Annotated in this window: 15 protein-coding genes; 13 read left to right on the top strand and 2 right to left on the bottom strand. The window is 66.5% G+C overall.

All coding sequences use genetic code 11. The features are described from left to right. Positions 1-72: 72 nt before the first annotated feature. The 5 genes from A7U43_RS30340 (at position 73) to A7U43_RS16315 (ending at position 6910) form a co-directional block, all read left to right on the top strand. Positions 73-2286 carry an AAA family ATPase gene (locus A7U43_RS30340; RefSeq protein ID WP_067997266.1) on the top strand — a complete coding sequence of 738 codons (2214 nt, stop codon included), beginning with the start codon at positions 73-75 and terminating at the stop codon, positions 2284-2286. Between the two features lie 2 nt (positions 2287-2288). Continuing rightward, positions 2289-3386 (top strand): 5-methylcytosine restriction system specificity protein McrC, encoded by a 1098-nt coding sequence (locus A7U43_RS16300; protein WP_024445205.1) that lies wholly within the window; start codon positions 2289-2291, stop codon positions 3384-3386. An 88-nt stretch (positions 3387-3474) separates the two neighbouring features. Beyond that, the gene (locus A7U43_RS29205; RefSeq protein ID WP_231963338.1) at positions 3475-3582 is read left to right on the top strand and encodes a helix-turn-helix domain-containing protein; all 108 of its coding nucleotides are present in this window, start codon (positions 3475-3477) and stop codon (positions 3580-3582) included. Between the two features lie 809 nt (positions 3583-4391). After that, on the top strand, positions 4392-5699 hold the full coding sequence (locus A7U43_RS16310; RefSeq protein ID WP_067997267.1) for an NtaA/DmoA family FMN-dependent monooxygenase: 1308 nt from the start codon (positions 4392-4394) through the stop codon (positions 5697-5699). A gap of 80 nt (positions 5700-5779) precedes the next feature. Next, positions 5780-6910, top strand: coding sequence for a ligand-gated ion channel (locus A7U43_RS16315; protein ID WP_067997268.1), 1131 nt, complete (start codon positions 5780-5782; stop codon positions 6908-6910). Between the two features lie 31 nt (positions 6911-6941). Here the strand turns inward: A7U43_RS16315 and A7U43_RS16320 are convergent, their stop codons facing one another. After that, entirely contained in the window at positions 6942-7328 is a 387-nt protein-coding gene (locus A7U43_RS16320) for a hypothetical protein (protein ID WP_197499860.1), read from the bottom strand. A 187-nt stretch (positions 7329-7515) separates the two neighbouring features. Here A7U43_RS16320 and A7U43_RS16325 point away from each other — a divergent pair, with 187 nt between their 5' ends. From A7U43_RS16325 to A7U43_RS16355, 7 genes are all read left to right on the top strand, one after another. Then, the gene (locus A7U43_RS16325) at positions 7516-8781 is read left to right on the top strand and encodes an alpha/beta hydrolase family protein (RefSeq protein WP_067997269.1); all 1266 of its coding nucleotides are present in this window, start codon (positions 7516-7518) and stop codon (positions 8779-8781) included. A gap of 15 nt (positions 8782-8796) precedes the next feature. Beyond that, complete coding sequence (locus tag A7U43_RS16330) at positions 8797-10209, top strand: wax ester/triacylglycerol synthase family O-acyltransferase (protein WP_067997270.1); 1413 nt, start codon at positions 8797-8799, stop codon at positions 10207-10209. A 36-nt stretch (positions 10210-10245) separates the two neighbouring features. Next, entirely contained in the window at positions 10246-11871 is a 1626-nt protein-coding gene (locus A7U43_RS16335) for an alkaline phosphatase D family protein (RefSeq protein WP_472418833.1), read from the top strand. Between the two features lie 153 nt (positions 11872-12024). After that, complete coding sequence (locus tag A7U43_RS16340) at positions 12025-12750, top strand: cutinase family protein (protein ID WP_082902171.1); 726 nt, start codon at positions 12025-12027, stop codon at positions 12748-12750. A 124-nt stretch (positions 12751-12874) separates the two neighbouring features. Then, complete coding sequence (locus A7U43_RS16345) at positions 12875-13909, top strand: nitronate monooxygenase (protein ID WP_156525939.1); 1035 nt, start codon at positions 12875-12877, stop codon at positions 13907-13909. A gap of 96 nt (positions 13910-14005) precedes the next feature. Next, positions 14006-15355 (top strand): cryptochrome/photolyase family protein, encoded by a 1350-nt coding sequence (locus tag A7U43_RS16350; RefSeq protein ID WP_068002878.1) that lies wholly within the window; start codon positions 14006-14008, stop codon positions 15353-15355. 17 nt (positions 15356-15372) lie between these two features. Beyond that, a complete protein-coding gene (locus A7U43_RS16355) occupies positions 15373-15825 on the top strand; it encodes an SRPBCC family protein (RefSeq protein ID WP_067997276.1) in 453 nt (150 codons plus the stop codon). 17 nt (positions 15826-15842) lie between these two features. On the opposite strand, the gene A7U43_RS16360 is transcribed toward A7U43_RS16355, so the two are convergent. Continuing rightward, positions 15843-16727, bottom strand: coding sequence for a universal stress protein (locus tag A7U43_RS16360; protein ID WP_067997277.1), 885 nt, complete (start codon positions 16725-16727; stop codon positions 15843-15845). Positions 16728-16901: 174 nt separating this feature from the next. On the opposite strand from A7U43_RS16360, the gene A7U43_RS16365 reads away from it, so the two are divergent. Beyond that, positions 16902-17780 carry a universal stress protein gene (locus A7U43_RS16365; RefSeq protein ID WP_067997279.1) on the top strand — a complete coding sequence of 293 codons (879 nt, stop codon included), beginning with the start codon at positions 16902-16904 and terminating at the stop codon, positions 17778-17780. Positions 17781-17785 lie beyond the last annotated feature (5 nt).

Below are 17785 nucleotides of genomic sequence, written 5' to 3' on the forward strand. Positions count from 1 at the left end.
CGGATTTGAGGCGACCTTGTCGCCCTTTGCTGAGAGCATGGGGACGATGTCTGAACCCGGAGGATGCGACCGATGAGCACCGGCCCGACCGACCACACGATGTGGGGCATTCACAACGACCAGGCCGACATCGATCCCGTCGCTGACGGGGCCGTCCGCATTGGCTGGGACGACACTGGCGATCTCTCGCAGCTGTCAGCTTCGCGGGACGCGTTCAAGCAGCGCCTCGCCGAGACCATGCCTGCGGTCGAACAGAAGTCGATCCCCGGCTCGGCCGGCACGCTGTACCGCTTCGTCCACGAGATCAAGGTCGGCGACGTCATCGTCTCCCCGAACCGCAACAAGCGAACGCTCAACATCGGCAGGGTCAACGGCGCCTACCAGTTCCAGCCGGAAGCTGACATCCACCGACATTGGAGACCGGTCGAGTGGCTGGCCGTCGACGTGCCTCGTGACGAACTGTCCGAGGCGGCACAGAACGAGATCAGCTCTCTGATCACCCTGTTCAAGATCAACACCGGCCGCGAAGAGGTCGAGCAGATCATCGCCAAGCCGACATCGATGACAGCCGACTTCACCTGGACGACCTTCTATCCTGAACTGGCCGACCGGATCCTTGGCTACGCCAACGATCGCGAAGCCCTGCTCCAGAAGGTCTGGTCAGTCGCCGAGGCCTCGGGCTTCCCGCACCTGTTCAAGTACCTCAAGGGCGACCACCGCCTCGACGGCAGCTATGGCCCACTGCGTGACGTCGACCCCTTCACCGTGCTCGGCAGCTTCAACCGAGGCATCAAGCAAGACGCCCGCGCCGCGATCGCCGAAGCGTTCGCCGGCGAGTTCGGAGTCACCGCGCCGGTGCCGACCCAGTTCTCGGGCGTCCCGGTCGCGAACAACCTTAAGTCGTGGTTCATCCGCTGGGAGGTCGACCGCGGACCACACGACATCGACACGCTGTGGCGGCTCGCTGCCGCCGCGGTCGCTTATGCGAGGAACGCCGACGAGAACACCCGAGAAGATCTGGTCAGCGCCTTCGACGAATGTCCGATGAGCCACACCCGGCTGCTGACGATGGGCCTGTACTGGATCCGGCCCGCCACTTTCGCCGCCTACGACAACGTCAACGTCGCCTTTATCAAGAAGGACCTGCCTGACGTAGTCACCAAGCTTGCACTCGGCGCGAAGATCACCGGCGAGCAGTTCCTCGCCAACACCGAAACACTCCAAAGCTGGCTGGCCTCATCCTCCACGCCGTATAACAAGATCTGCGAACTCTCCTACGCCGCGTGGGTCGACGCCTTGGGCACTCAGGACGCGCACGATCACACTGCGGGGCAACCGCTCACCGATGCGCCCCTTGCTGAGGTTGCCGAGATCGCCGAGGAGCCGGACGATCCGTACGACGTCACCTCGATCCGCGAGGACGGCTGCTTCCTCGCCGAGGACGAGCTGCAGCCGATGCTCGAACGACTCCGATCGAAAAAGAACCTGGTCCTCCAGGGCCCTCCCGGTACCGGCAAGACCTGGCTCGCCCGCCGACTCGGCTGGGCGCTGTGCAACGAACGTGACACCAGTCGCGTCCAGATCCTCCAGTTCCATCCCTCACTCGCCTACGAGGACTTCGTTCGCGGATGGCGCCCTTCGACCAGTAGCACCGGTGGCGCGCTGACCCTCGAGGACGGGCCCTTCCTCCAAGCGTGCCAGCAGGCAACCGACGACCCCGCCCGTGACTACGTGCTGGTCATCGAGGAGATCAACCGCGGCAACCCCGCCCAAGTCCTCGGCGAGCTCTTAACCCTCATCGAGGCCGACAAGCGGAACCCGAGCTCGGCCATGCGGCTTGCGTACCCGCGCTCACCCGATGAGCGGTTCCACGTGCCATCCAACCTGCACCTCATCGGAACCATGAATGTCGCCGACCGCTCCCTGGCGATCGTCGATATGGCGCTGCGCCGCCGGTTCGCGTTCATCGAGCTCCGGCCTCGGCTAGGCGAGGATTGGGTCGAGTACGTCGGCCAACTCGGCTACGACCCCAAGCTGTTGGAGATCTACGGCCAGCGCGTCCATGCCCTCAACGAGCAGATCAGCAACGACAGCGCGCTGGGGCGCCAGTACTGCGTCGGCCACTCTTACTTCACACCTACTGTCGAGCTCGACACCACCGGCCTGGACACCAAGCAGTGGTGGGAACGCGTCGTCGACACCGACGTCCGACCCTTGCTCGAGGAATATTGGTTCGACCGTCCCGACCTCGCCGACGAGGCCTGCAAAAAGCTCCTCGGCGCCTGAATATGCAGATCCCGGTCCGCAACCTGTGGCTTCTGCAGTTCTTCGCCTCCGACTTTTTCCGGACCGAGGGCTACGGACCGGTCACCGCTGAGGACGCACCCGAAGAGCTGCCGAACCTGATGGCGCGGATGCTGGCCGACGAGGTCGCACAACGGCTCCATCGTGGTCTGTCCGTCGGGTTCCGCTCCGTGGCCCGTAACGAGCGGCGGGTGCGTGGGCGGATCAACCAGCTCGCGACCGAACGTCACCAGCTGCTCAGCCGCGGCCAGGTCAACTGCACTTTCGACGAGATCGTCACCGACATCCCCTCCAACCGGCTCGTCCGAGCGGCGCTCGAACGAGCCGCCGTCCTCCTACCCCGGGAGCCGCGGTACCGCTCTCTCGCCCGCCAGATGGAGACCGCTGGTGTGCGGGGTCCGTGTCCCCGCCTGGCGGAGGTGCCCCACCTGCGACAGCAGCGCCTGCTCCAACGCGACCGGACAATGCTGGCCACCGCTGAGCTGATGCTTACTTTCGCCATCCCGACCACGGACGAGGGCGATCGTCGCCTGCCGCTGCCGGCGGACGACGTCCACTACCTGCGCACGCTGTTCGAGCATGCCTCCCACGGGATCTACCGGCACCACCTGACACGCAAGGGATGGAAGGTGAAACACGGCCCCACTCAGCAGTGGGACATCTCCGACGCGTCAGCCGGGATGGACGCTGTGCTCCCGCAGATGAAGCTCGACATCGTCCTCGAACATCCGAACCCTGACGGCCAAGGATCGCGCCGGATCGTCATCGACACCAAGTTCGCCTCCGTCACGGAGGCCGGTTATTACCGCGCAACGACGCTGAAAAGCGACTACGTCTACCAGATCTACGCCTACCTGATGTCCCAGGCGGCGACGGAGGGCGAGAACCCTTCAGAGGGGCTGATGTTGCACCCCGTGGTCGACGGCCGCTTCGATGAGGAGGTCGTCATCCAGGGACGGCGCATCCGGTTCGCCACCGTCGACCTCACCGCGGCGGGGTCGAAGATCGCAGACGACTTTCTGGCCGCGGTGTCGCCAAGAACTGCGGCCAGCGCAGAGCCGAGGGCGTCTATGTGCGGGTGACGACCACGGACTCGTCGATCCAGGAGCTGCTGTAGATGTTGTAGGGGGTCGTGACCACTAACGGCGCCCCTCCGGTGTGGACCGTTCCGTGCTCAGCGGAGTCGAAAGCGGCCAGCGCGGATTGCCGTACGAGCGATTTTTTCGTATCGCCGACGCGCTCGGGGTGCCTGCGAGCGATTTGATGGTAGGTCAGTAGCGCTACGCCCTCGCAGCCCGCTCGCACATCCGCCGCTGCGCGGCGCGACGCGCGTATGGAAATCGCACGGCGCGATCCGGTGCCCGTGACGCCGCTGGATCGACCGGATGAGCCACTCTGACGCTCTCAGGTCTTTCTGGATTTCATCCGGCACTCTCACGTTGTCGTGGATTTCTTGGCCTGATGCCGTCCACAACCAGTTGAGAGTGCGCCGGTCAGCACTCCCCCGCACTCTCAGAAAGTTCCGGATCGGACAGCGGCCTTGCCGTCCTTGTCCTGTCCGCAACTCGTGAGAACGATCCGGGAAAACCGACTACTCACCCACACACCGCAGCGTCATCTGACGCCCCGCCCAGATCTACCGCCGATACGGCCGTCGTGGATTCAGCCGGCGGATCCCCGTCACCCTGAATCGGTAACTGTCGAGAGCGTCGGACCGGGACGTCGGCGGTCCTGACCTCTCCGGGGCCGACGGACGGCCACCCCTCCTGAGCAACGCGGTGTTCGATCAATTCGTCACTGTGACGTAATTATGGCGTGCGGCGGGTCCCATTTGCCACCCGTCCGTAGGCGCACAGCGTGCCCCCCACCGCAGCGCCGGTCGAACCTGGTCCGGCGATCGCGCGGTCCGTAGCGCGTTCCCTCCCAGCGATTTTCGCCCACGAGCCGCACAGTGCGACGTGGCTCGGCCGTGTGGTGAGTCCCGCGACCCATCCGGCCTAATTCGAGCGAGACACGCGAGAAACGCGGTGGATACGATGCCGCGATTGGATTTCGCTGACAGTTCAATCGGGCGCTAATGAGGTCACATGCCAGCAAAACCGTTCCACCTCGGGTGGTTTCAGACGTTCCAGGCCAACGAGTGGAAGACTCCGTACACGCTGTCGGAGGGCGTTCCGTTCACCGGCGACTTCTACGTCGAGCTCGCCCAGGCGCTCGAGCGGGCCTGCTTCGACTTCCTGATGCTGGAAGACACCGTCGGAATCCCGCGCGGTCTGGAAGGGACCACCGCCCGCGCCCTGGAAAACGGAGACTCCTGTCCGAAGCAGGACCCGGTGCCGCTGGCCGCGAAGGTCGGCGCGCTGACCCGGCAACTGGGCATCGTCGCGACGATGTCCACGACGTTCTACCACCCGTATTCGTTGGCGCGCCTGGCGTCCACGATGGACTCGCTCACCAGTGGGCGCTTCGGCTGGAACGTGGTCACCAGCGCCAAGGACGAAGCGGCCCAGAACTACGGCCTCGATGAGATGCCGGAGCACGATCTGCGATATGAGATCGCCGACGAGTTTGTGGAGCTCGTGAACGCCCTGTGTGACAGCTGGGAACCGGGGGCGATCGTCCGTGATCGCGAGAAGGGGATCTATATCGATCCCACGAAGGTCCACGACGTCGACTTCGTCGGCAAGCACTTCAAGTCCAGGGGTCCCCTGACCTGCGTCCGCTCACCGCAGGGCCGTCCCGTCTACCTGCAGGCCGGGGGGTCGCCGGCGGGGCGAGCCTTCGCCGCCAAGCACGCCGATGCCATCATCGCCTGGGCGACGGGGATCGAGGGGATGAAGGAGTACCGTGCGGACATCCGCACGCAAGCCGCCGCCGCCGGGCGCGATCCGGATGACGTAAAGGTGATGTTCCTGTTCTCCCCGATCCTCGGCGAGACCGAGGCGGAGGCACGAGCCAAGGTCAAGCCGATGAGCGAGGATGAGATCCCGGCCCGGCTCAAGGCGTTGAGCTCGAACTTCTACGCGGACTTCACCAAAATGGATCTTGACCAGCCGGTCCCCTACTTCGTCACGCGCGGCGAACAGGGATCACTGGCGGGGTTCGCCCAGTGGGGAACCGGCAAAACGCTGCGCCAGTGCATGCAGGCCCGATCGGCCGGCGGCGCGTCCTCCTTCGAGGCCGTCGGTACGCCGGACCAGGTCGCCGACATCATGGCGGCGGCGATGGAAGAAGTTGGCGGGGACGGCTTCCTGATCCCCGGAGATGGTGGCTCGCTGACGCGTCACAGGATCATCGAGATCTGCGACGGGCTGGCGCCGGCGCTGCAGGCCAGGGGTCTGACCCGGACGAGCTACTCACATGCCCTGCTGCGGGACAACCTGCGGGCGTTCTGAACCCCGATCGACCTGAATTCGATCTGGGATCGGTGATTTCGTGACACGTGCCGTGACATCGATGGCCAACCAGTTCCGCCATGGGACAATCCGCACGGCAGGCGCCTGACAGGCAGGCGGCAGAGGCGGTCATGCGGATGAGCCACAAGTATCGCGCAGTCGCGGCGCTGTTGAGCGTTCTGGTGGCGTTGGCATCCGGGTTGGCGGCCCTTATGACACTACCGGCGCCGGCAGGCGCAGACCCTGGCGCCGATCAGGTGTTCGTCGGCGCCTATGTCAAGGATGTGCAGGAGATCGATGTCGCGACGGAGAGTTTCACCGTCGATATCTACCTGTGGTTGCGCTGGAAGAACCCGAACATCAACCCGTCGGCCACCCTGGAAGCGATGAACTCAAGCGGCTTTGAGAACTCCACCACGTCGGCTACCGGTGGTGTCACACCCAAGATGCTCTACGACGCGCCGGTAGACCTTCCCGACGGATCCAAGTACATGCTCATGCGGTATCAAGGGGTCTTCAGCAGGAAGCTCATGTTGCGGGACTATCCGTTTGACACCCAGATGCTGCGAGTGGTGTTCAAAGACGAACGGGCCGACACCCGCACGCTCAACTTCGTGCCCGACACGGAACCGATCTCGATCAACAGATCACTGTTGAACACCATCCCCGGGTACTCGCTGGGCACTCCGACGTTGAGCATCATCGATCATCAGTACGAGACCAACTTCGGCGACATCAGAGTCCCGCCCGACGGCGTGCCCTTCTCCTGCATCGCGATCGACCTGCCTGTGAAGCGAAATGTGCTGCCCCACATAGTGAAGCTCTTCATACCCATCTTCATTGTCATTCTGATCACCGCGCTGATCTTTGTGCTGCCGGCTCGCCTGGAGGAGGCTCGCGCCGGGATCGGAATCACGGCCCTCCTGACCATCATCGCCCTGCAGTGGAGTACCGAAGGCGACCTACCCTCCGTCGAGTACCTGACGATGCTGGACGTGATCTACATCCTGTCGATGATCTACATCGTCGCAGCGACCGGCTATTCGGTATTGGCCAGCCGAAGGGGCCACCACGAGAAGCCGACTGCCGTGACAGCCACCCTCGACCGTAGGGTCGGCTTGAGTTCACTTGGGGTGTACGCCGTGCTGGTGGCGCTGACGGTCTATCTCCACATTCACAATGCGCCACCGGCGACGCACTTCTTCCACTAGAGCGGTCCGTCGCCGGACGATGAGGCGGCGTTCAGCTCAGGAAGATGGTGCGCTGGTGCGCCTGGACCGCGCGCTGCAACTCGGCACGGGACAGCTCGTGGGTGCCGCACTCACAGCGCGCCGGCAGCAGATCGTCGGCGAAGGCGTCGGCGTCGAGGAAGTCGACAAACCGGGTGCCGTGTGCGGTCCCGTGATGAGCGGTATCGATGAAGTCGCGATCTCCGTGTGCATGCGGTCCGACGAGCGCCTCGAACACCAGCCCGTCGACCGTATCGAAGACGGCGGCGACATGATGACTGCGCCCGCACCGCACTCGCACCACGGCGTGCTCATCGCGTCCCTTACCGAGCTCGTCCAGCGCCTGCCCGGCGAGCTGACGGCGTTCGCTGGGGCTCGCAGCATCAGTTTTGCGACTCATGAGATCCTCCGCATCGTCGGTCCGGCATACCGGACGCTACCGAGACGACGGCGGCCATCACTGGAGTCCAAAGTCCCACTCTTGCCGCGGTGACGACATTGGTCCCGCGCCCGATGGCCGAACGGCCCACCAATCCGTGATCGAAGCCCCTGTCGGGTCGCGGGCAACGAACGTAGCGTGACCGAGTATGGCGGTATCCGACCGCGACGACGCGGACCATTCGCCGACGAGCGGTGCTCGTCGCGGCCAAGCCCCGGGCGCGCAGGTGTTGGGTGCGCTGGTCGGGCCCGTCACGAAGACCGGCGGCTACTACGCGCGGTCGTGGCGAGACTACCTCGGCAAGAACGAACGCGAACTCCCGATTGCGCGACCCACGATTTCGCTTGCCGCGCATGCCTTTCGCGACGAGATCGTGCTTCTCGGGTTGCGAATGCGCCGACCCGTCAGCGATGAACGAGCCTTTGCGCGGATCAACGACGAGGTGGTCGCGGCGCTGGACTTCTACGGCCAACGCGGGTGGCTGGACAAGCCGGAGGGGTTCTTCACGCCTCCCCCGCCACTGACCGACGTCACGATCCGGCGTTTCACGAGCGCCGGCCGAGCCCACGAGCGCATCGTCTTCGACAGCGGGTACGCGCCGTGCGCGGGTGAACCCGGCGAGCACCGCTGGCGCAGCTACCAGGGCAACCAGCGCGAGTATGCACTGATGCTGCGGCACAAAGAACCTCGACCATGGCTGGTATGCATTCACGGTGCCGAGATGGGCCGGGCTCGGCTTGACATGACGCTGTTCCGTGCCTGGCATCTGCACAAGGACCTGGGCCTGAATGTGGTGTTGCCGGTCCTGCCGATGCACGGGCCGCGGGCACGCGGACTGCCCAAGGGGCGGGTCTTTCCGGGCGAGGACGTGATGGACAACGTGCACGCCGCCGCCCAGGCGGTGTGGGACATTCGGCGACTGCTGTCCTGGATACGGTCGCAGCAACCCGGGGCGCCGATCGGGCTGAACAGCATCTCGCTCGGTGGCTACGTGGCCTCGCTGGTCGCGAGCCTCGAGGACGGCCTCACCTGCGCCATCCTGGGCGTTCCGGTGGCCGATCTGATCGAGCTGCTCGGCCGGCATGCGGGCCTGGACCCCGACGATCCGCGCCGACACACGGTGTCCCTCGCCGAACTGATCGGGCAGATGGTGTCGCCCCTATCGCTGACCCCTCGGGTGCCGTTGTCCGGACGCTTCATCTACGCAGGCATCGCCGACCGGCTGGTGCACCCGCGCGAGCAGGTCATCCGGCTGTGGGAGCACTGGGGAAAACCCGAAATCGTCTGGTACCGAGGTGGACACACCGGCTTCTTCCAGTCACGCCCGGTGCAGCATTTCATCGACGACGCGTTGACGCAGTCGGGGTTGATCGGCGGGTCTGCGATCGTGCTCGAGACCGATCGACCGGCCTGACAGCGGGTGCGCGGGATGGACTGGCTGGATCCTCTGGACACCGCGATGATGGCCGCGGAGGTGCTGTCGGGCCCGCTGAACATCGGGGCCATGCTGGTCCTCACACCACCGCCGGACGCCGGCGAAGACTATGTCGATGACCTTCATCGCGATGCCGTCTCCGGGCAGACCCCGGTGCAGCCCCGGCTACGTCGCTACCCGCACCGCGGTGTGCAAACCGGCGGCGCCTGGGTGTGGCGCGAGGCCGCCACGATCGAGCTGGCCCGGCACTGCCGGCGCATCCGCCTGTCCCTGGGAAGCAGCGACGGCGACCTATGGCGGCTGATCGGCCGGCTGCACGCCGAACCGATCGACAGGTCCCGTCCGATGTGGATGTCCTACCTGATCGACGGTTTCGGCGACGGCCGGTTCGCCTTTTACGTCAAGGCCCACCACACGATCTTCGATGGTGTGGCCGGCTTCCAGATGATCGCGGACGCGCTCAGCAGCGATCCGGATCGCCGTTCGATGCCCCATTTCTACGCCGCGCAGCACGCGGATCCGAGCGCCCGGACAACGCGCCCGACTGTTCGCCTGCCCAATCCCCTCGCCGCGGTCCGGTCGATGGCGGGCGCGGCCGCGTCGAGCCTTGCGCTTGCCCAACGGGTCGCCGTCGGCGAGATCTCCGACCTGGTGGCCATGACGACCGGCGACACCACCGTGGCGCCGTGGGCTGCTCCGGTGACCCGGTTCAACGGCAGGCTGGGACCCGAACGCAGCGTCGCCGCGGGCAGCTGGCCCAAGGCGCGCATCCGGGCGGTGCAGGACAAGGCCGGCGTCACCGGCAACGACGTCGTCACCGCGGTGGTGGCGGCGGTGCTGCGGCACTGGATGCGCGACCACGGCGAACTGCCCGACCGGTCGTTGGTCGCCATCTGCCCGATCACCGTGCGCAGCCGTAGCCACGCGTCCACGGAGCAGCACAACAACATGTTCGGCGCCTGGCTGTGCCCGCTGGGAACGAACCTGGACGACCCGGTCGAACGGCTCGACCTGATCCACCGGTCGATGTCGGTGGGCAAGGCCCGGGTGGCCGAACGCGGCTCGGCAGCATCGCTGGTGCTGCTCGCCGCAGCGATCGGACCGACGGTGCTGCAACCGATGCTGCCGTTCTTCCCGAGAATCCGCACCGGCTACAACCTGCCGATCTCCCATGTGCCGGGACCGTCGGGCCAGATGTACTGGAACGGCGCGCCGGTGCAGGAGATCTATCCGGTGTCAGCCGTCTATGACGGCCAGGCACTCAATGTCACGACGTGCTCATACGCCGACCGGATCGGCTTCGGGTATGTCGCGGGCAGCACTGTCCTGCCCGATATCGACACCCTCGTCCCGCTGACCGAGCAGGCGCTGGCCGAACTCGAAGCAGCGCTGGGGCTCCTCGATTGACCAGACTGTGCGGGCAGCGCACGTAGTCTGATTCGGGTGAGACTCCTGCTCGGTCCTGTGCTGCGCCACGTCGGCGAAACCACCGCGATGGTCTGGGTGCAAACCGACGAACCCGCCCAGGTGCACGTACTCGGGCACTCCGCGCGGACCTTTCAGGTGCAGGATCACCATTACGCACTCGTCCCGGTGCAGGGACTCACCCCGGACACGGTCACCGAGTATCAGGTGCTCCTCAACGGCGTTCAGGTCTGGCCGGAGCCCGACTCCGCGTTTCCCCCGAGTGTGATCCGCACCCGGGGCCCCGCCGCGTCGGATCAGCTGCGGGTGATCTTTGGGTCGTGCCGATATCCGAAGACCGGCGTCGCGAAGATCGACGACAAACTCGGTCTGGATGCCCTGGATTGCTACGCGGCACGGCTGACCTCGCTGCCGCACGAGCAGTGGCCGGACGTGTTGATCCTGCTCGGCGATCAGGTGTACGCCGACGAGCTGACGCCGGAGGCACGGCGGCAGCTCACCGGCCGACGCACGAACAAGAAGAAGCGTCCCCCGGACGAGGTGGTCAGCTTCGGAGAGTACGTCGGGCTCTACCAGCACACCTGGGGTGATCCCGAGATCCGCTGGGTGATGTCCACCGTGCCCACCGCGATGATCTTCGACGATCACGACATCCGCGACGATTGGAACACGTCGGCGGCGTGGCGCGCATCGGTCAACGCGAAGCCGTGGTGGCGGGACCGGATCCGTTCCGGCTTGTCGTCGTATTGGGTGTATCAGCACATCGGCAATCTCAGCCCTCAGCAGCTGGAGCAGGACGAGGACTATCAGAATGTGCTGGCCGCCGCCGGCGACTGCTGGCCGTTGTTGGTGGACCTTGCCGATCGCGCAGACCACGAAGTCGACGGGGAGAAAGGTCTGCGGTTCAGCTTCCGCTGGGATCTCGGGCGCAGCAGGCTCATCATGATCGACTCGCGGAATGCCCGGATTCTGGAAGGCGGTAGCCGAAAAATGTTGGGCGACCGTGAGTTCAGCTGGGTCGAGAAGCACGTCAAGGAGGGTCTGGAGGACCTCGACCATCTGATCCTCGCATCCTCGCTGCCGTGGCTGCTGCCGCCGGCGATCGGTGATATGCAAACCGTCAACGAGTTCGCCGCCAACCGATCAGGCCTTCGCGGCGCGGTGGCCGAGAAGATCCGGCAGACCGTGGATTTCGAGCACTGGCCGGCCTTCTTGAACTCGTTCCTGCGGCTGAGTGAACTCATCATCGACGTGGCGGGCAATTCCCAGCACGGTCCTGCGACGGTGAGCGTGCTCTCCGGCGATGTCCACCACAGCTACGTTGCGCGGGCCGACTTTGCGGCCGGTTCCGCGGCCCGGGTGCACCAACTGGTCTGCTCCCCCGTCCACAACTATGTCCCGTTCTTCGTCAAGCCGGTGTTCAAGCTGGGCTGGTCACCGCGGGCGGCCCGGGTCGCCCGACGGTGGGCGCGTCGCCATGGCGCACCGGCTCTGCCGATGTCATGGCGCAACCTCAGCGGCCCGCTGTTCGGTAACACGATCGCTACCCTGCAGCTTGCGGGGCGCGGTGCACGCGTGATCTTCGAACAGCCTCGGGAAGACAGCGAACTGGTGGCGGTGACGGAGATTTCGCTCACCGATTGATCGGTCCCTGACGTAACGCCCCCGCGGCTGCTCCCGATGACTCCAGGGATGTGGTGTCACTCGACGAACACGTCGGAGACCGGGCGCGCAAAACACCGCCGCCCGGCCAGGGGGTCTGGCACAGTCGGCGCAAGGCTGTGCGGGGAGGATGGAATGGTCACTGGTATGCGTCGCATCGGGCGTTTGGCCGCGGCGAGCGTCCTGGCGGCGGCCGCGTTGCCGATCATGGTGCCGACGGCGGTGTCGCAACCGTGCCCGGACATCGGGGTGGTCTTCGCCAGGGGCACCTCCGAGCCACCAGGCGTCGGCAGTGTGGGGCAACGTTTCGTCGAAGCGCTACGCGCACAGGCATTTCCACGCACCGTAGGTGTACACGGCGTCAATTATCCGGCGAGCAACAACTTCGCCGACGGACCGGCATTCCAGATGAACGTCGTCGAAGGTGTGCGGGACGAATCCGCCCACATTCAGGGCGTGACCTCGGTCTGCCCGAACACGCGGATGGTGCTCGGCGGGTATTCCCAGGGCGCCGTGGTCACCGCGCTGGCCACCTCCGGGGTGGTGCCCGCGGCTCTGGCACCCGGGGCTGCTCCCCCGCCGCTACCCGCCGATGTCATCGACAATGTGGCCGCGGTGGTCCTCTTCGGGACACCGGCAGGGTGGTCAGCGGAGAAGTACGGCGCCGCGCCGATCGACGTCGGCACTGCGTATGCGGCCAAGGCGCTGGAGCTCTGCGCACCCGGTGACACGGTGTGCTCGGGTGCGGCACCGTCCGGGACGAGCGCGCCGCATCAGCAGTACGGCGTCAACGGGATGGCTGACCAGGCGGCAACGTTCACGGTCAGCCGGTTGGCCGCGCCGGCGCCGCCGCCGGTGTGACACCCCGCTCGGGTGCGAGCCTGCGGCTTCGGTGCAGGAGGCAACGTCTCCTAGCCCGATGCAGGGACCGGCGGCCAGAATCGTGGGAACGAGTGCCGACGCAATCCGATCGCGAGGAGTGACCATGGCGAGCACGACGGCCTCCCCACTGGCCGGGCTCGGTCTGACCATCCCGGTCATCGCCGCCCCGATGGCCGGCGGTGCCACCACAACCGCCATGGTCATCGCCGCGGCCCGCGCCGGTGGTCTGGGCTTCCTCGCCGCCGGTTACAAGAGCGCGCACACCCTGGAAACAGAGATCACGGCGGTGCGGCAGGCCTCGATCCCGTTCGGCGTCAATGTCTTCGTTCCGAACCCCGTGCCCATCACCGATGACGTCTACCGCCGGTACGCGGGTGCACTGCAGGCGGAGGCCGACCGATTCGGGCTGACCCTGCCCGCACATCCGGTCGATGACGACGACGCGTTCGACGCCAAAATCGACGTACTCCTGGCGAACCCCGTCCCGGTGGTCAGCTTCACCTTCGGAATGCCGGGCCACGGTGTGATCAGGGCACTGCAGAAGGCGGGCACGGTCGTCGTCCAAACCGTGACCACTCTGCCCGAAGCCGAACTGGCGGCCGCAGCCGGTGTCGATATGCTCGCCGTCCAGGCGAGTGTCGCGGGCGGCCACTCCGGAACGTTCAGCCCGGAGAAAATGCCGGCACCGGTGCCGATCGGCGATCTCATCGGTCAGATCAACGCCGGCGTGGCACTGCCCCTGATTGCCGCGGGCGGTCTGGCCACGCCGGACGCGGTGACCGGTGTGCTGACTGCGGGCGCGAGCGCCGCCGCCGTCGGCACGGTGTTGCTGCGCGCCGACGAAAGCGGCGCCTCGGCCACCCACAAGGCGGCTCTGGTCGATCCCGCCCGCACCGAGACCACCCTCACCCGTGCGTTCACCGGGCGCCCGGCGCGCGGCCTGCACAACGGCTTCATCGACCGCTTCGAGGCGATCGCTCCCCTGGGCTATCCGGCCATCCACCACCTGACCGGCCCGCTACGCAAGGCCGCCGCGGCGGCCGGGGAAGCCGACCTGGTGCATCTGTGGGCGGGCACGGGGTACCGCCATGTCCGCGATGCGCCGACCGAGGAGATCCTGCGGTCCTTGGCCGGCTGAAAGTCAGCCACCCTCAGGCGGTCTGGTGCACCGCGGCGTCGACGACCGGGATGCCTGCGACGTTTGAGCGCCCGGGTGCGCGGGCACAATGGTGCGATGCCGTCCGTGCTGTGGTTCCGCCGCGACCTCCGGTTGACCGATCTCCCGTCGCTGTTGGCGGCCGCCGATGGCGACGGTGACGTGCTGGCGTGCTTCGTCCTGGACCCTCGACTGGAGGCCTCATCCGGTCCACGGCGCCTGCAGTTCCTGGGTGACAGCCTGCGCCATCTGCAGGACGAGCTGGACGGGCGGCTGCTGGTGGTCCGCGGCGCGGCGGACAAGCGCATTCCGCTGATCGCCAAGGACATCGGTGCGGACGCGGTGCACATCTCCGGGGACTACACACCGTATGGCCGGCGCCGCGACGAGCAGGTCCGCCGGGCGCTCGGTGACACGCCCCTGGTGGCGACCGGCTCCCCGTACCTGGTGTCACCCGGGCGTATCCGCAAAGACGATGACACCCCGTACAAGGTGTTCACGCCCTATTTCCGCCGGTGGCGCGAGCACGGCTGGCGCGACCCTGCCAAGTCCGGCGCGCCCTCGGCGCGCTGGCTGGCTCCCTCGGAGGTCACGCACGCATCGCTGGAGCCCGTGCCGATCCCGGATCCGGGAGTCGAGATGGATGTCGTTGCCGGTGAAGCGGCCGCACTGGCGCAGTGGCGTGCCTTCATCGACGACGATCTGCAGGGTTATGACGAGGATCGTGACCGCCCCGATCTGGCCCGGACCAGCCGCATGTCGGGTCCCCTGAAGTTCGGCACCATCCATCCGCGCACCCTGGCCGCCGATCTGCGCACCCGCCGCAACGGTGACGCCGCCTACCTGCGGGAGTTGGCGTTCCGCGACTTCTATGCCGATGTGCTCCATCATTGGCCGCGCAGCGTGTGGTGGAACTGGAACGCCGATTTCGACGCCATCGAGACCGACAGCGGCGTCGACGCCGAGCAGCATTTCGCGGCGTGGAAGGCCGGCGAGACCGGCTTCCCGATCGTCGATGCCGGTATGCGCCAGCTTCGTGCGACCGGGTTCATGCATAACCGGGTCCGGATGATCACCGCGTCGTTCCTGGTGAAGGATCTGCACCTGCCCTGGCAATGGGGTGCCCGATGGTTCCTGGAACAGTTGGTCGACGGCGACATGGCCAGCAACCAGCATGGGTGGCAATGGTGCGCCGGCAGCGGCACCGACGCCGCCCCCTATTTCCGGGTGTTCAACCCCACCACGCAGGGCCAGAAGTTCGACCCGACAGGTGATTACATCCGCCGGTGGGTGCCCGAGCTGGTCGACGTCGATGATCCGCACCTGAAGAAGGGGCAGCGACCACGGGGCTACCCGGAGCCGATCGTCGACCACGGCCAGGAACGCACCGAGGCCCTGCGCCGCTACCAGGCCCTCACCGGAAAGTAGGCTGATACCGTGGCGTCATGCGTGATTCCGCCACGGTCGTCATTGATGCACCGGCACTGGACATCTGGAACGTGGTGGCCGATATCCGGAACACCGGCAAGTTCTCACCGGAGACCTTCGAAGCCGAATGGCTGGACGGCGCAACCGGCCCGGCGCTGGGCGCCAAGTTCCGGGGACACGTCAAACGCAACGAGATCGGACCCATCTACTGGACGACATGCCGGGTGACGGCCTGCACCCCGGGTGAAGAGTTCGGTTTCGAGGTCCTCGTCGGTGAGCGCGCCGTCAACAACTGGCATTACGCGTTCGATCCGAGCGGTGACTCGACGAAGGTGACGGAGTCCTTTTGGCTTCCGTTCCCGGCGCTGTTACGGCCGCTCGAGCCGCTCTATTTCCTGCGTCGGCGCCGCAACGTGCGGGATATGACCACCACGCTGCACCGGATCAAGGACTACGTCGAAAAGGGTTAGACGCGAACGGGTCACGCTCAGCCGGCGGCAGGGCGGCAGACGGCGACCGGCACCGGGGAATGGTGCAAGAGGTTCAGGCTGGTCGACCCGATCAACGCACTGGCCAGTGCGCCGTGTCCACGGGAGCCGACGACGACCAGCTGAGCACCGTCGAGGTGCGCCAGCAGCGCCTGGCTGGGTTTGGAAGGCTCGACGAAGAAGGTGACATCGACCTCCGGGCGGCGTTGCGCCCACGGGCCGACGGTCTCGGTGAGTGAACTCCACTCCATGGCTTCCAGTGCCTCCCAGTCGATCAGGAACGGAATCGTCACGTCCCCGGGAGCACGACGCGACGACGAGGACCGTACCGCCCACAGCGGAGCGTGCAGGGCGTCGGCGAGCTCGAACGCCAGCTCCAGCGCCGCATCGCTGTTCTGGCCGTCCACCCCGACGACGATCGGTTGCGTGGTCGGCGACAGCTTTCCGCCGCGCCAGGCGATGACCGGGCAGGCGGACCGGGTGATGGTCGTGAGGGTGAGCGACCCGATCAGCAGCGCGGAGGTCGTCGACACGTCCTGGGATCCCAGGACGATCAGCCGCGCCTGGGCGCTCAGGGCTTCCAGCACGTCGTCGGCGGTGTCGGCCGGTGCGCTGGTGGTGATCTCCACACCGGGTTCGGCACGCCCCACAGCATCGGCCGCCGCGCTGAGAATATCTGCCGCGGCTTCATGCTGACCGGTGATGGCGGCCGCCCGGACGGCCGCAGCGGCATCGGTGAAATTGTGCCCGAGGTAGGGCACGGCATACACGATGTGCAGGGACGCGCCCAGCCGAGCCGCCAATCCGCCGGCCCAGGTCGCCGCGGCCACCGCGCTCGCGGAGCCATCCACTCCGACCACGATGGGCTGTGCCGTATCGGTCATATCGCTGATGTCCTCTCGCCGAACCCCGTCGCCTCCCATCCTGCCCCATCCGGGACGGGGCTCACGCTTCCCGTGGGCCCCGCGGCAGTCGGGTGTCCAACCGCTGCCGGAGACACTGTCGTCGCCGGTGACGCTCGACTAGCGTCGACGGGAAACACAGCAGAGGAGCGTCGCATGGCAACGTCGGCTGAGAACATCGGCATCATCGTCGCGGTAGACGGCTCACCCGGTTCCGACGCGGCGGTGACGTGGGCGGCGGCCGAAGGCCTGCGCCGCAAGGTTCCCGTGACATTGCTCCATGTCATCGCACCGCTGATGGTGACGTGGTCTTCGTCGGCTGAAGATTCGAATATTGCTGATCTGCAGGCAGATTCGTCAGCCAGCGTGCTTGAGCGTGCAGAGGTGGTCTTCCGTTCGGCCCTCGACGATCCGAACGCCGTGGTGGTGCGCGTCGAGTCGCGACCCTCACCGGTGGTCGGAACGCTGGCCGAGGCGTCTCGCGCGGCGCTGATGCTGGTGGTCGGCAACCGCGGCACCGGCGGTCACAAGCGGCTTCCACTCGGCTCGGTGGCCGCAGGTCTGTTGCATCATGCGCACAGTCCGGTGGTGGTGATCCACCAGGACGATGTCGCGGAGCCCACGGCGCCGGTGGTGCTCGGTGTGGACGGTTCCCCCTCGTCGGAGGCTGCCACCCGGGTTGCCTTCGAGGAGGCGGCGCTGCGCGGGGTGGACCTGGTGGCGCTGCACGCCTGGAGTGATATCGGGGCGGTCCCGCTGTTCGCCCTGGACTGGCGGGTGTACGAGGAGGAGGCGCAGGAGACGCTCGCCGAACGACTCGCCGGATGGCAGGAGCAGTATCCCGGTGTGCGCGTGCAGCGCCGCCTGGTGCGCGACCGACCCGCGCACTGGTTGATCGAGGCGTCACAGAACGCCCAATTGGTCGTCGTGGGCAGCCGCGGTCGCGGCGGCTTCGCCGGTCTCTTGCTGGGTTCGGTGGCCTCGACCGTCGCACAGCTGTCGCATGCCCCGGTGGTCGTGGTGCGCAACAGCTGAGCCGC

This window comes from Mycobacterium adipatum, assembly GCF_001644575.1.
GTDB lineage: Bacteria > Actinomycetota > Actinomycetes > Mycobacteriales > Mycobacteriaceae > Mycobacterium > Mycobacterium adipatum.

Coding starts and splice junctions, on each gene's coding strand:
- A7U43_RS30340 (WP_067997266.1), top strand. CDS start 73: ATGAGCACCGGCCCGACCGACCACACGATGTGGGGCATTCACAACGAC.
- A7U43_RS16300 (WP_024445205.1), top strand. CDS start 2,289: ATGCAGATCCCGGTCCGCAACCTGTGGCTTCTGCAGTTCTTCGCCTCC.
- A7U43_RS16310 (WP_067997267.1), top strand. CDS start 4,392: ATGCCAGCAAAACCGTTCCACCTCGGGTGGTTTCAGACGTTCCAGGCC.
- A7U43_RS16315 (WP_067997268.1), top strand. CDS start 5,780: ATGGGACAATCCGCACGGCAGGCGCCTGACAGGCAGGCGGCAGAGGCG.
- A7U43_RS16320 (WP_197499860.1), bottom strand. CDS start 7,328: ATGAGTCGCAAAACTGATGCTGCGAGCCCCAGCGAACGCCGTCAGCTC.
- A7U43_RS16325 (WP_067997269.1), top strand. CDS start 7,516: ATGGCGGTATCCGACCGCGACGACGCGGACCATTCGCCGACGAGCGGT.
- A7U43_RS16330 (WP_067997270.1), top strand. CDS start 8,797: ATGGACTGGCTGGATCCTCTGGACACCGCGATGATGGCCGCGGAGGTG.
- A7U43_RS16340 (WP_082902171.1), top strand. CDS start 12,025: ATGGTCACTGGTATGCGTCGCATCGGGCGTTTGGCCGCGGCGAGCGTC.
- A7U43_RS16345 (WP_156525939.1), top strand. CDS start 12,875: ATGGCGAGCACGACGGCCTCCCCACTGGCCGGGCTCGGTCTGACCATC.
- A7U43_RS16350 (WP_068002878.1), top strand. CDS start 14,006: ATGCCGTCCGTGCTGTGGTTCCGCCGCGACCTCCGGTTGACCGATCTC.
- A7U43_RS16355 (WP_067997276.1), top strand. CDS start 15,373: ATGCGTGATTCCGCCACGGTCGTCATTGATGCACCGGCACTGGACATC.
- A7U43_RS16360 (WP_067997277.1), bottom strand. CDS start 16,727: ATGACCGATACGGCACAGCCCATCGTGGTCGGAGTGGATGGCTCCGCG.
- A7U43_RS16365 (WP_067997279.1), top strand. CDS start 16,902: ATGGCAACGTCGGCTGAGAACATCGGCATCATCGTCGCGGTAGACGGC.